Consider the following 14595-nt stretch of genomic DNA (forward strand, 5'->3'; position numbering starts at 1 on the left):
CCATGGCCCGTACGATTATGCTTGTCCCAATCAGTTCCGGCGTGGGCATAACCTCGGTCAGCTTGGGCACCTTACGCGCGTTGGAGCGGGATGGTGTCAGCGTCAGTTTCTACAAGCCGATCGCGGAAACCGTCAAGAACGAGAGAAACCGCGATCGCAGCAATGAGATCCTGCGCACCGCGTCAAACTTAAAGGTTCCGGAATCGTTCAGCATGAAGCATGCGGAATCGATGATTGGTCACGACGATCTCGCGGATTTAATGGAAGATATTCTCGGGCGCTTCAGCGAACAGGCCCGTCGCTCGGATGTAGCGATTGTGGAGGGTCTGGTTCCCAACGCGGAAAACCAGTTTGCCAACCTGCTCAATTTACACATTGCGAAGACACTGGACGCGGAAGTAATACTGGTGGTGTGCCCCGACATGGACTCCACCCAACAGCTAAAAGACCGGCTTGAGGTCGCGATGACGACCTTTGGCGGTAGCAGCGCCCAGCGAGTGGTTGGCTGCATCGTAAACAAGGTCGGTGCCCCTTCGCATTTGCCCGACTCCCCGGGTGCGGACATTAATGGTGTGTTTGAGGGTTCTCGGGTACGACGTGGCAACCTCGAAATTCTCGCACTGTTCGGCAAAAGCCCGCTGCCAATTATTGGCTGTATTCCCTGGAATGCAGATTTGGTGGAGCCCAGGGCAAAAGATCTTGCAGAACATTTTCAGGCAGAAATCATCAACTATGGCGAGCTGGATATTCGCCGCCTGCGCAGTGTCACCTTTTGCTCACGCTCACTGGGCAATATGATCTATCGCTTCGAGCCCGGCTCAATGCTGGTCACATCCGGTGACCGTCCCGATGTCATCGTAGCCGCCTGCCTCGCAGCAATGAACGGCATCAAGATTGGTTGTCTGCTGTTAACCGGTGGCTACCAGATCGAGTCACAGGTACGAAAACTGTGCGCACCTGCTATGGAAACGGGGTTGCCGGTGATTTTGGTCGAGAGCAATACATGGCAGACGGCACTGCAGCTCCAGTCATTTAATACCGAGACGCCCACCGACGATCTTGATCGAATCGAAAAGGTGCAGGATTTTATTGCCGGTCACCTGGACAACCACTGGGTCGAATCCCTGGCGCGCGACTCCAACCGGCCCAAGCGTCTTTCTCCCCCGGCATTCCGCTACCACCTTACCGAGCTGGCACGGCGAGCCAACAAGCGTATTGTACTTCCGGAGGGGGATGAACCCCGCACGGTAAGGGCCGCACTGGTCTGTGCCGAGCGCGGCATCGCCCGCCCAGTGCTACTTGGCGACCCCAAGGAAATTCATCGCGTGGCGGAACAGCAGGGTATTTTGCTTGCGGATAAGGTTGAGATCATTGATCCAGACAATACGCGCAACAAATACGTTGATGCCATGGTGGAACTGCGCAAAAACAAGGGGCTGACTGAAATCGTCGCCAAAGAGCAGCTTCAGGACAATGTGGTGCTCGGGACCATGATGCTGGCCGAGGGCGAGGTAGATGGCCTGGTATCCGGGGCCGTACACACCACCGCAAATACCATCCGCCCTGCTCTGCAACTGATTAAAACCGCACCCGGCGCGAGCCTGGTGTCGTCGGTATTTTTCATGTTGCTACCAGACCAGGTTCTTGTATACGGAGACTGCGCGATCAACCCGGACCCGAACGCGGAAGAACTGGCGGACATCGCCATACAGTCAGCAGACTCCGCAGAAGCCTTTGGTATTGAACCGAGGGTAGCAATGATCAGTTACTCGACGGGATCATCCGGCTCCGGCAGTGATGTGGAGAAGGTCCGAGAAGCCACCAGAATCGCCAAAGAAAAACGGCCGGATCTGGCGATCGATGGGCCATTGCAATATGACGCGGCCGTAATGGAAAACGTGGCGAAGAAGAAAGCACCGGGTAGCCCGGTTGCCGGGCGCGCCACGGTGTTTATCTTCCCGGACCTGAATACCGGTAATACCACATATAAGGCCGTGCAGCGCAGTGCGGATCTCATCAGTATTGGGCCGATGCTACAAGGAATGCGCAAACCGGTTAACGACCTCTCCCGCGGAGCACTGGTGGATGACATCATCTACACCATAGCCCTCACGGCCATTCAGGCGAGCCAGTTAAAAAGCTAGCTAACTTTCGAAGTGCTTCAACGAGGCACCTTCAAGGAGCCGCTGTGTCGGTGATCTCGGCGGTATCTCCGAGCGCACGCTTATCGTCAAAGAATTTCGCATATGCACCGGCAACCAGATATGCAAGTAGGCGATGGTGGTAATCGTCGCTACCATCAAAGCCCAAACGCTCGAGGCAGGCGCGTACCGCAGGGAATTCGTCGAGGCGATGTTTGGCAATATCACGGCCTTTGCGCAGTAGCGGCCAGTAGCTGAAGATATTGCGCCCGGCTTCTTTCAGGCTCTGCAAGGCGACCGCCAATTGCGCTTCCTGCGCGGTAAAGTCTGTACCCAAGGGATAATATGGCAGTAGTGCGGGTCTGTGTCCCTGCTCGAAGATAGCCTGAAGCCGGTGCGGTGTGTTGTTCCGGTAGGCAGGGGGAATTTTAAAGCCTCGCTCCACCTTACCAGCAGCCCGCGCTTTGGCGAGCAGCTCTCGCTGGAACCGTTTATCCGCGATACAAATCATTGAGACGATTACGTCCCGATCCGTCTTGCCGCGCAGATCGGCAATGCCATACTCGGTGACCACGATATCGCGCAAGTGCCGTGGTATGGTGCAGTTCGGGTACTCCCAGACAATATTACTTTGTACGCGACCGCCAGTTGTACGGGTACTGGACAAGGCGATGATAGAGCGCGCACCTGGCAATTCTTGCGCCTGTGCGACAAAGTTGTACTGCCCGCCTACCCCGCTCACCACTTTACCGTTAGCCAAACCATCGGAAACCACTGCCCCGTTCAGGGTTACCATCATTGCCGAATTTACGAATCGAGCATGTTGCCGCTGTACACATTTCAGTTCGCGCTGTTTTTCCAGCGCGTTGATGTAGTCGATGCCGGTCATATTGATACCGGCCAACTCATCCGGATCCATTTCTCGAAGTTCACGGTAAAGGCTGGTAGAACCGAGATAGAACCCCCCATGTAGCCAGGTGCCGCCAGAAATTGGCTTGCCTGCGACGCTGCCGAGCAACTTTTGTAGTCCCGCTGCACTGTGCAGGTCACACTCCTCCAATTCGCCGCCCTCATCAAGGAAGCGATGGCCACGCCAGCTATAGGATGGGTCGATGATGCCCATGTCCTGGAGGAATTTTGTATCTTCTTCGGTTAATGGGCTCTGAATCCGCCCGCTGTTACGCAGCGCGAGCAATAGCTCCTCCGATGCACAGTCAGAAGCGACACCTGAGTTCAGCAGTGACTGGAGTGCGGCATCCTGGTAGACCTTGCGCTTCATCACCCCAGCACGTCGCAAATGCAGGAATCCCTCCGGAACCATCTCACTGGCTCCATAAATACCCTGCGTAAAAAGACTCGATTCGGCAGGTATACTGCTCGCCGTGGCATCAAGCTCGAACTGCAAGGCGTGCAGGATATCGCTGAACTCCTGGTTATGTGTCTGCCGAAGGCGGAGTACGTGGCAGATAGCATCACCGAGCGCGCCGATGCCCACCTGCAAGGTGCCTCCGTCTTTCACCAGGCTGGCGATATGGAAACTGAGGGCGTAATCGGTAATCCGGACCGGTGCATTGGGCGCGGGGAAAATTTCCTGCTCAAAAGCATCGCCTTCCAGCAGAAAATCAAACAGGGTCGCACTCACCCGCGCATCACCACCAACAAACGGCAAGCGCGGATTGACCTCCCCAACAACAACGATTGGGCCATGGTTACGCGCTTCAGCGAGTGCCAGTAGTGGCAAGGTGAGATCGGGGTTGCTACTTAAGCTGTAGTCACTGCTGGAGTCGATGGCCGGCGACACCATTTGCGCGACAACATTTACACCACGGTCTAAAAGATCACGCGGCACCAGCGTGTAATTCGTGCTGACATAATCCTGCTGCGCACTCGCTACATTGAGCATGCTCCCCGGTTGCATGAAAAACTCACACACCTCCACGTTACGCGGTAGCAGCCCCTTGCGCCGGGCCTGATTGTAGGCAAGATCTTGGTAGTCACTATAGAGGCGGTCCAGCAAGGGTTGGACAAAACGACGCTGCAGTTCGTTCCCACTTGCCGGCCGCTCGAGCGTCAATGCGGTAAATATGGTCAGGGAAATACGCGGATCGGCTTCGGCACGGGCGTAAAGGGCGTTCGCGAAATGGTTGGCTTTGCCAATCCCCAGTGGAAGCCCCAGCACGATGTGCTTACCGACTCGCTCGAGCACGGCATCGACACAGGCTTCCACCTCGTCGAAGGACTCAGGCTCTTTCGTTGATTGCACGATGAAGACCCCGCTTTTACTTCAGCCCGTTGTCTTCTGGCCACCAAGGGAATCGAAGTGATCTACCTGAATCGCCTTGTCAACGGCCTCGGCGGTGAGCTTCATCTCAGTGGCCTCTTCTTCATTAATCAACCCTTTGCTCAGCGCTTCCTCGACGGATTTCACACTGAGTGCGCGCACCCCACCCTTTTTCATTTTTTCACGGATATCGGCGGTCGCATGGCTGAGCTCAAATGCCTGCTCGACGATATCGATACCATCACCCGGGTTACCCAGGAAGACACCTTCGGTAAGCCGCTCGCGCGTTTCGGAAGGCACCATAATCAAGTCAGCGCAGGCTTTGGCCTGCCGATCAGAAGCATCGCGGATACTGTGTCCCCACGGCATGGTGAGAAACTGCATCAGTTGGCCGATGAAACGGATGGGGAAATTGTGGAACACCTCGATCAGGCTGACCTCAATGTTGTGGAAGCCCGAACGCATCGCAAACTCCAGTAATGGCCTGTCGCTGTCCGGGCTGCCATCGTCATTAAAGCGCTTGAGCGCACAGCTCATGAGATAGAGATCACTCAATACGTCCCCGAGCCGCGCGGAAATCATTTCTTTCCGTTTGAGTTCACCACCCAGTGATAAGAGGGAGATTTCAGTAACCAGCGTGAGTACCGCGGAATAGCGGTTCATCTGCCGGTAGTATTTGGCCGCATCGCCAACCCCCTTGGGGCTGCTGGCAAACAGGCCACCGGTCCAGCCATGAAATACTGCGCGGGCAAATGTTTTCAGCTGGAACATGAAGTGTTTCGGAAGTAGTGCATCCAGTTCTTTTACCCCGGCATCGTGGTCTGGATTGGTCGCCGCCTCCATTTCTTGCAGCAGGTAGGGATGACAGCGTATAGCCCCCTGCCCGAAGATCATCAGACTGCGCGTTAGGATGTTTGCACCCTCGACGGTAATCGCAACGGGCACAGCCCGGTAAACGTTACCGAGATAGTTTGAAGGGCCATCAATAATCGCCTTGCCCGCATGGATGTCCATGGCATCATTGATCGACTGGCGCAGACCGAAGGTTGCGTGCGCTTTCATAATTGCCGAGATGACTGCGGGCTTGCGGCCCTGGTCGAGGGCGCGCGTGGTGGTCTTATGTGCAGAATCCAGTACATAAGCAATACCGGCGATTTCCGCGAGGCGCCGCTGCACGCCCTCAAATTTGCCGATAGAGATACCAAACTGCTCACGTACATAGGCATAGGCGCCTGTAGTGCGCGCGGCGAGCTTGGCGCCACCGGTGGAGAGTGACGGCAGCGAAATGCCACGTCCTGCGGCGAGCGCGCTCATCAACATATGCCAGCCGTGACCTATGTTTTCCTGGCCTCCGATGATCCAGTCCATGGGAATGAATACGTCTTTGCCCCAGTTGGGACCATTCATGAACGCCTGCATCGCGGGAAGATGGCGCTGACCGATGGTTACGCCCTCGGTATCGGTAGGCACCAGTGCCACGGTAATACCGAGCTCTTCTTCATCGCCGAGAATATGGTCCGGATCATAGAGTTTGAAAGCGAGCCCCAGGACAGTGGAAACCGGGCCAAGCGTGATATACCGCTTGTGCCAGTTGACGCGCATACCCAGAGTTTTCTCACCCTTGTAGGTCTCGTAACAGACGACGCCATTGTCCACCATCGCTGCTGCATCGGAACCCGCTTCTGGGCTGGTGAGGCCAAAACAAGGGATGTCGCGGCCATCGGCAAGGCGCGGTAGATAATGGCGCTTTTGCTCATCGGTGCCGTGGGCCATCAACAGCTCACCTGGCCCCAGCGAATTCGGCACCATTACCGTTACCCCGACACTGGTGCTACGCGTTGATATCTTGGTTACGATTTGTGCGTGCGCGGTAGGTGAAAACCCGAGGCCGCCAAACTCTTCCGGAATGATGATGCCGAAAAAGCGGTGTTTCTTCAGGAAATCCCATATTTCCGGCGAAATATCGTGGTCTTCATACGACACCTTCCAGTCGTCGACCATTTTGCACAGCTCTTCCACTGGGCCGTCGATAAATGCCTGCTCTTCTTCGGTTAATTCTGGCTGCCCCATTTTGAGTAACTGATCCCAGTCGGGCTTACCGGAGAGCAATTCTGCGTCCCACCATACCTCGCCCGCCTCCATGGCTTCGCGCTCGGTGTCCGAGATTGGCGGCAATACTTTCTTAATCCAGTTTAATAAGGGCGCGGTTACCCACTTCTGACGCAAACTGCTCATTATTTGTCCTTTGGAAGGGCCGTTACAATTTGGTGATCTTGAGTTAGTGAACTGGAGTTATGCCGGGTGACGGGTATACCGCCATCGGGCCTCGTCCGCATTCGAGGAAGTCATTGAAACTATAGGCAATCTGTCGGCCGGCAAGGGCCAAAGACATACTCAGAACAGTGTGCTGGCGCCGATCAGGCAAGGGCTAGAGCGCCAATGCCACAAAAGATAATCAGTGCGCCGCAGACACGACGGATAGAAAGGCGCTCTTTCAGCAAAAACACAGAGATTAGTGACGCGAAGAGGATGCTTACCTCTCGTGTTGCCGCGACCGCCGCCACCGGCATCAGCGAAGTCGCCCACAGTGCTATGCCGAACCCGCTCGTCGCCAACACGCCGGATAGAGAGCTGCGTAAAAAATTCGCGCGCGCAAATGCCAGGCCCTTTAGCGGGCGTGTTAGCAGGACAGCAACAATTACCCCGCCACCAGAAAGAATTTCAAGCCAGGCAACGAAACTCCAGGGGTTCTCTACAGTACGTACCCCTGCAGCGCCCAATGTGGTGTAGCCGGTAATAGCAATACCAGTACCCAGCGAATAATAGATCCCAGCGGAACTTACCCGCAGTTCTTTCATGATTAGCGCAAAAATGCCGCAGCTGACCAGCAAAACCCCCACGATCTGCATGGGCTCAAGCGATTCATCGAGAAAAACCAGCGCAGCGCTTGCCACCATCAGCGGCGTTACTCCGCGCGCAATGGGATAAGCGGTACCATAATCGAGCGCATGATAAGAACGCGACAGAAGAAAGAAATAGAGGTATTGGAATAAGGCGCCACCAATCAGGAAGATCAGTGAAGACTTTGCAGGCAGTGGTAGCTGTGTCGCAAGTAGAATGCCTGCAAAGAGACCGACGCTTCGGATCATTGCGAGCTGTAGAAACGCTTCTCCACTATGTTTAACGACTGCGTTCCATACAGCGTGCGCAAGTGCGGATAGAAGGACTAAAGAAAATAAAATTGAATCCGATATTGCCAAGTTACATCAATGGTTTTGGGGAAACTATCACACCGTTATTGTCAGCGTATAAATACTCTCCGGGATTAAAGGTAACGCCGCCAAAAGTCACAGCAACATCGCGTTCGCCGATGCCTTTCTTTTCGGTCTTCATGGGGTGACTTCCCAGCGCCTGCACTCCTAACTGTAGTTGAGAAATTTCATCTACGTCACGGATGCAGCCATACATCAGGATACCTTCCCAATTATTATCAAAGGCCTTTTCCGCCAGCATATCGCCAAGACATGCGCGCCGCATTGAGCCACCTGCGTCCACGACCAATACGCGACCTGCGCCCTCTTCTGCCACCAGGTCACGCACGAGCGAATTGTCTTCAAAGCATTTAATTGTGGTGATCGTACCGCCGAAGGTTTCACGCCCGCCAAAGTTGATAAAGCCCGGCTCTACTACCTGAATCAGTTCAGGAAATTCATCGCAAAGGTCGGGGGTCGAAATGTGATTACTGGTCATGGTGCGCTCCGAAAATGAAACTGTATAGCCGTGCCGATTACCCGGCCGCTTGTACAACATCATAACCGCTATGTAGAGGCTTCTGCATTGCACACACAAAAATGCCGGGTATCACCGCAATGGATAATACCCGGCAACAGGGCCTGCCGATTCCCGAAGCGCTGCCATCGAATGTCAGGCTCGGGCGCAGGCTGCCAAACCTTACCGATAACTCGCTATTAATAAGTCACAGTCACCGGCATACCTACACGAGAATACTGGTAGAACTTGCGTGCCATATGCGGAGGCATACGTACACAGCCGTGTGAGGCAGGATAGCGCGGTACATGGCCAGACGCATGCAGACCGATACCACCATTGAAGCGAATGTAGTGGTTCATCTTCGCACCGCGATAGTAGGTACCCGCAGGACGACGATGTTTGCGCGTATCAACATCCGCTCTCACTACACGTCCGGTATTGCGATCTACATAGCTGCCATAAATGCTGGAACGGTGGTTGGGACGTTTCGCCAGCACCCGGAATTTACCGGTACCGGTACGAAAACCTTTCTTGCCAGACGAAATGAATGATGAACCCACCAAACGACCGCCTTTGTAGAAATAGGCTTTCTGCTCACTCAGGTTAATACGTATGGAGGGCGCGCCGGAAGAATTCATCGCCGCAGTATCGTCAAACCAGTTGCCTCCGCGGTTGGCTTCGGCAAAGGAAGGCCAGAGCGTACCAACCAAGCCACCAACGAGAAGCATGACCGTGGCAATAAACCGGCGGGAAGCAATTGATACGCCGTCGGCGACACTCACATCCCCTCCCGATTGGTCAAGCAGGTACTGGCTACTTCGCTGGCTGTTTGAATGGGTTACTGGATCGTCGTCGGGAGAGAATTGAAAATGTCTAAGCATGATCACACCTCAGTCAGAACTTGAATCGTTGGCTTCTGCTTCGAATAGGCAGATTTGGATTAACCGCTCTCACGGTCACAAATGACACTTATGTGAGAACTCTTTCGATTCTATTGATGTGAAATTGTGTGCTTAGATTGATTTTATCGGGCGTATAGCAGTTTTATGGAATTTGGCAATTCACTTAGTCTCGCACCTGTATTTCCACAAGGCCTAAGCGGTGAAATGACCACACCCACTATCTTCAAAAGTAGCCATTAGCAGAGAACATTTTCCTAACGGCAAATAACAAAAAAGCGCCTTAAAAAAGGCGCTTTGCTTGAAATTTCCCAATCAGTACGCAAACAGCCGCACAAAAGCTGCGGGAATGCTTACGGGGTATCGCTCTGGTTGGCGAGGTACAGCCAGGTATCAACCGCGGTGTCCGGGTTAAGGGATACGCTGTCAATACCTTCGTCCATCAGCCACTGCGCAAAATCTTTGTGATCTGACGGGCCCTGGCCACAGATACCGACGTATTTACCCGCCTTTTTACAAGCCTGAATCGCACGGGACAACAACATTTTTACCGCCGGGTCACGCTCATCAAACAGCTCCGCGACCAGTCCGGAGTCGCGGTCCAAGCCGAGGGTCAACTGGGTCAGGTCATTGGAGCCAATGGAGAAACCATCGAAGTACTGCAGAAAATCCTCCGCCAGCAAGGCATTTGAAGGAAGTTCACACATCATGATGACTTTCAGCCCATTCTCACCGCGCTTGAGACCGTTCTGTTCCAGCAGCTCGATGACCTGGCGAGCCTCGTCCGGTGTGCGGACGAACGGCACCATGATTTCCACATTGGTAAGGCCCATCTCGTCACGGACCTTCTTCAGCGCCTTACACTCGAGCGCAAAACACTGGCGGAAATCCTTGGAGCGGTAACGTGCAGCACCGCGGAAGCCCAGCATCGGGTTTTCTTCGCTCGGCTCGTACATCTGGCCACCCACCAGGTGCGCATATTCATTGGACTTGAAGTCCGAGAGGCGCACGATGGTGCGATTGGGTGCAAATGCGGCGGCGAGAGTGGAGATGCCTTCCACCAGTTTTTCGACAATAAAGTCTTCCGGGGATGCGTAACCGCCAATGCGATTGCGGATGGTGTGCTGCAATTCCTGCGGCAGGCGGTCCAGCTCCAGCAGTGCGCGTGGGTGGATACCGATCATCCGGTTCAAAATGAACTCCAGGCGCGCGAGACCAACGCCCTGGTTCGGTAGATTGCTAAACGCAAATGCGCGGTCCGGGTTGCCCACATTCAGCATGATTTTGAACGGCAGGTCGGGCATATCCGCGACTTCGGTGAGCGAGCGCTCGAAATCCAATTGCCCGGACATCACGAAACCCGTATCGCCTTCGGCACAGGTCACGGTAACGGGCGTGCCAGTGGACAGCTTTTCGGTGGCGTCACCACAACCAACAACCGCCGGGATACCCAGTTCGCGCGCAATGATTGCCGCGTGGCAAGTACGGCCACCACGATTGGTGACGATGGCACTGGCCTTCTTCAGCACTGGTTCCCAATCCGGGTCCGTCATGTCGGTGACCAAGACGTCGCCGTCTTGCATTTGCGCCATGTCTTCAACCGAGTCCAGTACCCGCACAGGGCCCGCACCAATGCGCTGGCCAATGGCACGCCCCTCACACAGTACTTCACTGCGTTCCTGGAGCTTGTAGCGCTCGATGCTGGTACCCGTGTCGCGCGAGCGCACGGTCTCCGGACGCGCCTGCACGATAAACAGCTTGCCGCTGTCGCCGTCCTTCGCCCACTCAATATCCATCGGACGCTGGTAATGCGCTTCAATCTTGCGCGCCTGATTGGCCAGCTCCGTGAGTTCTTCATCATTCAGGGCAAAACGCAGGCGGTCTTCCTCATCCACTTGCACGGTTTTGACCGAACGGCCACAGTCACCGCTGGCGTCATAGACCATTTTGATGGCCTTACTGCCCCGGTTTCGGCGCAAAATCGCCGGGCGGCCCGCTTCCAGCGCCGGTTTGTACAGGTAGAACTCGTCCGGGTTCACCGCACCCTGCACCACTGTCTCACCCAGGCCGTAGGCGGCGGTGACAAAGATGACATCGCGGAATCCACTTTCGGTATCGAGGGTGAACATTACGCCGGAAGCGCCGGTTTCACTACGCACCATGTGCTGGATGCCCGCGGAGAGATATACGCCGACATCCGCATAGCCAGTGTGTACGCGATAGGCAATAGCGCGGTCGTTGTACAGAGAGGCGAATACTTCGCGCACCGCCTGCAGTACGGACTCAATACCGCGGATGTTCAGGAACGTCTCCTGCTGGCCGGCGAACGAAGCGTCCGGCAAATCTTCGGCAGTCGCCGAGGAGCGTACCGCTACAGCCGTCTCGCCGCCGCCCAGAGCCTCGTAACCTTCGCGGATCTCTTTTTCAAGCTGTGCGGGGAATGGCGTGTCTAGCAGCCACTGGCGTATCTCTTCACCCGCAGCGGCCAGTGCGGTGACATCATCCACATCCAGGTTCTGCAGGCGCTCAGCAATACGTGTGTCCAGGTTCGCGCCGCTCAGGAATTCACGAAATGCCTCCGCAGTGGTGGCGAAACCGCCAGGCACACTCACACCAGCCCCAGACAATGAGGAGATCATTTCACCAAGAGAGGCATTCTTTCCGCCAACCTTGTCGACGTCCGCCATGCCGAGTTTCGCGAAATCGAGAGTATAAGTGGTCAATGATCTGTCCTCTAAGACTGCGTTTCTGGCGGCAAATTATAAGGAAGGGTTTTGTAAATAATACCCCGCAAATACCACTGAAAATCGCCAATATTTGTTGTAATTTTTCTACAAAGTACGCGCATGCAATCGGAATTCGACTACATCAAGTATGTGTATGCATAAAGCACAGCGTCGATTGACTGTTGTATGATTGGATAAACAGGCGGCCGAAGCCGTTCTGCCTAAAGCAGAAAATTTGCGAGTAGCTTCGGGATCGCAATCAATGTATTTGCAAAGACAAAATTATGACGGATTCCACACCGAGCCATGCATCTGCTATTCAGGCGCAGAGCGCAGTAACGGGTAGCACTAAAAAACGTACAGCGTTTTTTATTTCAGATGGTACCGGTCTTACGGTAGAGGGTATTGGCCACAGCCTGCTTGCACAGTTTCGCGACCAGCATGTTGAGCAAGTTACCGTCCCCTACGTGGACTCAGAGGCGCGAGTGAAACAGGTGTTGCAGCGTATAGAGCGTGCCGCCGAGGAGTCCGGCCTGCAGCCGATCATCATTACCAGTATTGTCTCAGACCAGATACGCAACCAGTTGCACGAAAGCTCTGCACTGATGCTGGATGTCTTTGAAAGTTATCTAGCGCCGCTGGCAAACCTGTTCGGAACAAACCCGGCGCGCACGGTAGGCGTTTCCCACGGCATTTCCAACGACAGCCGCTATAGCGCGCGCATGGAGGCCGTGCACTTCGCCATGGATAATGACGATGGCCGCCGCACGCGAGAATTTGAAAGTGCAGACGTGATCCTCGTTGGCGTATCGCGCTCGGGCAAGACACCCACGTGCCTGTATCTTGCCCTGCAGTTCGGGTTGCGTGCAGCAAACTATCCGATCACCGAGGAGGACATGGACTCCACCTCCCTGCCGAAAATCCTGCGCCCCTATCAACACAAACTCTTCGGCCTCACCATCGACCCCCGCCGCCTGATGAGCATCCGCCAGGAACGGCGCGCCAACAGCCGTTACGCGTCCCCTGAGCAGTGCGAATTTGAAGTGCGCCAGGTTGAGCAAATGCTGCGGCGCGCACAGATACCCTACCTCGATGCGACAGAGCTGTCGGTGGAAGAGCTCGCGACCCGACTGATGTCGCAGGCGGGAATTGAGCGCAGAATCAGCTAGATTTTCATAGTGCCCAGTGAACGGACTCAGCTAACGCAGCGTATTACTACCTGTCGCAACACCCTGTGGTGGCGTTTCGATAGGCTCAGCGGGCAAATTGGAGTAAAGTAGCGCCGCCCAAAAGGCTACGCCTATTGCCTGAGAGAAACCTGCGCGGTAAACCCGCCCGGAAGTTTGGTTGACGTTTTGCAGATCATTTCCCTGCCCTATTCCCGAAATCTCGGCGCCGCCTTCGCTGCGCTTGGTGACCTGCCCTGCCCGGTCTGGCTGGATTCGGGGCAACCCCGCGCCAGTGGCGGACGGTTTGACATTATTAGCGCGGATCCCATCGCATCGCTGACTCTGAATGCAGACGACCCGGCCCCCTTCACGGCACTGGATGATTTGCTCTGCGAACTGGCGCCACAGGAAGTGGACCAGCAAATCCCCTTCTGTGGCGGCGCCATCGGCTTTGCCGGCTACGAGCTGGGTAACAACTGTAATTTCTTGCGGCCGGATCTGCGGCCAACCCCCTTGCCGGCAGGTGCATTTGGCCTGTACAGCTGGGCGCTGATCGTCGACCACCAGTTGCGCGCAAGCCATCTGGTTTTCCATCCCGCGTGTACGCGCTACCAAAAACAGGACCTGCAACAGCGCTTTGAAGCCGTTGACTGGGAAAAGCCTGCGCCAAATCTCGATTCGTTCAGGCTCACGACACCATTCCAGCATGAATATGACGCAGGGGAATACGCACGACGTATCGAATCGATCCTCGATTACATCCGTGCCGGTGACATCTATCAGGCTAACTTCACCCAACGCTTTCATGCCACCTGCGAGGGCGACCCGCTAACCGCGTATCTGGCGTTACGGGAAGTCGCCGCAGGACCATTTTCGGCGTACCTCTCTCTTCCCGAAGGTCAGTTGCTTAGCCTTTCGCCCGAACGCTTTATCCTGGCTGACGGCCGCTTCCTGCAGACGGAACCCATCAAAGGAACGGTACCGCGTGGAGAGACCCCCGCCGAAGATGCGGCACTGGCGCAACAATTGCGGGACAGCCCCAAAGACCGCGCCGAGAATCTGATGATTGTGGACCTGCTGCGAAATGACTTTGGCAAAGTCTGTGAGCGCGGCAGCGTGCGGGTGCCAAACCTGTTCGAGCTGCAGAGTTTTGCCAACGTGCATCACCTGGTGAGCACCATCAACGGGCAGCTGCCGCAGGACATCGAGTACTCTGACGTGCTCGCAGCATGCTTCCCCGGTGGCTCAATTACCGGTGCCCCCAAGCGCCGCGCCATGCAGATTATTCGCGAACTCGAGGACAGCCCCCGTGGTGCCTACTGCGGCAGCATTGGTTATCTCAGCAGCTGTGGGCGCGCGGACACGAATATTGCCATTCGTACCCTTACCGCAAGCAATGGCAAGATCAGTTGTGCCGCCGGTGGCGGGATTGTTGCGGACTCAGATCCTGCGGCCGAACATCGCGAGTGTCTGGACAAGGTGCGTATCTTGCTCGACACATTGGAAGACCGCTTTTCCTGATTACCGCCACCGGTTATAGATCTATCGCCCTTCGATATTTCCCACTGTTTCTCTTCTTTGCTAGATTCCGCGCCAATCATTAGATTC

General features: G+C 55.3%; 9 protein-coding genes. 3 read left to right on the top strand and 6 right to left on the bottom strand.

Annotated elements, in window-relative coordinates:
* Positions 1 to 2 precede the first annotated feature (2 nt).
* A complete protein-coding gene (gene pta / locus KUV22_RS03065) occupies positions 3 to 2144 on the top strand; it encodes a phosphate acetyltransferase (RefSeq protein ID WP_222228273.1) in 2142 nt (713 codons plus the stop codon).
* A gap of 31 nt (positions 2145 to 2175) precedes the next feature.
* On the opposite strand, the gene KUV22_RS17460 is transcribed toward pta, so the two are convergent.
* From KUV22_RS17460 to ppsA, 6 genes are all read right to left on the bottom strand, one after another.
* Positions 2176 to 4404 (bottom strand): acetyl-CoA hydrolase/transferase C-terminal domain-containing protein, encoded by a 2229-nt coding sequence (locus KUV22_RS17460; protein WP_222228275.1) that lies wholly within the window; start codon positions 4402 to 4404, stop codon positions 2176 to 2178.
* A gap of 21 nt (positions 4405 to 4425) precedes the next feature.
* On the bottom strand, positions 4426 to 6657 hold the full coding sequence (locus KUV22_RS03075; protein WP_222228276.1) for an acyl-CoA dehydrogenase: 2232 nt from the start codon (positions 6655 to 6657) through the stop codon (positions 4426 to 4428).
* Positions 6658 to 6839: 182 nt separating this feature from the next.
* Positions 6840 to 7682, bottom strand: coding sequence for a DMT family transporter (locus KUV22_RS03080; RefSeq protein WP_222228278.1), 843 nt, complete (start codon positions 7680 to 7682; stop codon positions 6840 to 6842).
* 1 nt (position 7683) lies between these two features.
* Positions 7684 to 8172, bottom strand: coding sequence for a ribonuclease E activity regulator RraA (gene rraA, locus KUV22_RS03085; protein WP_222228279.1), 489 nt, complete (start codon positions 8170 to 8172; stop codon positions 7684 to 7686).
* A 218-nt stretch (positions 8173 to 8390) separates the two neighbouring features.
* Entirely contained in the window at positions 8391 to 9074 is a 684-nt protein-coding gene (locus KUV22_RS03090) for a L,D-transpeptidase family protein (protein ID WP_261319082.1), read from the bottom strand.
* 371 nt (positions 9075 to 9445) lie between these two features.
* Positions 9446 to 11815 (bottom strand): phosphoenolpyruvate synthase, encoded by a 2370-nt coding sequence (ppsA, locus tag KUV22_RS03095; protein WP_222228281.1) that lies wholly within the window; start codon positions 11813 to 11815, stop codon positions 9446 to 9448.
* A 287-nt stretch (positions 11816 to 12102) separates the two neighbouring features.
* Between ppsA and ppsR the strand changes: the two genes are divergently transcribed.
* Both ppsR and pabB read left to right on the top strand, forming a co-directional pair.
* Positions 12103 to 12987 carry a posphoenolpyruvate synthetase regulatory kinase/phosphorylase PpsR gene (gene ppsR / locus KUV22_RS03100; RefSeq protein WP_222228283.1) on the top strand — a complete coding sequence of 295 codons (885 nt, stop codon included), beginning with the start codon at positions 12103 to 12105 and terminating at the stop codon, positions 12985 to 12987.
* Positions 12988 to 13173: 186 nt separating this feature from the next.
* The gene (gene pabB / locus KUV22_RS03105) at positions 13174 to 14508 is read left to right on the top strand and encodes an aminodeoxychorismate synthase component I (RefSeq protein WP_261319083.1); all 1335 of its coding nucleotides are present in this window, start codon (positions 13174 to 13176) and stop codon (positions 14506 to 14508) included.
* Positions 14509 to 14595: the final 87 nt, after the last annotated feature.

The organism is Microbulbifer agarilyticus, from assembly GCF_019800665.1.
In the GTDB taxonomy this organism is placed as follows: Bacteria; Pseudomonadota; Gammaproteobacteria; order Pseudomonadales; family Cellvibrionaceae; genus Microbulbifer; species Microbulbifer agarilyticus_C.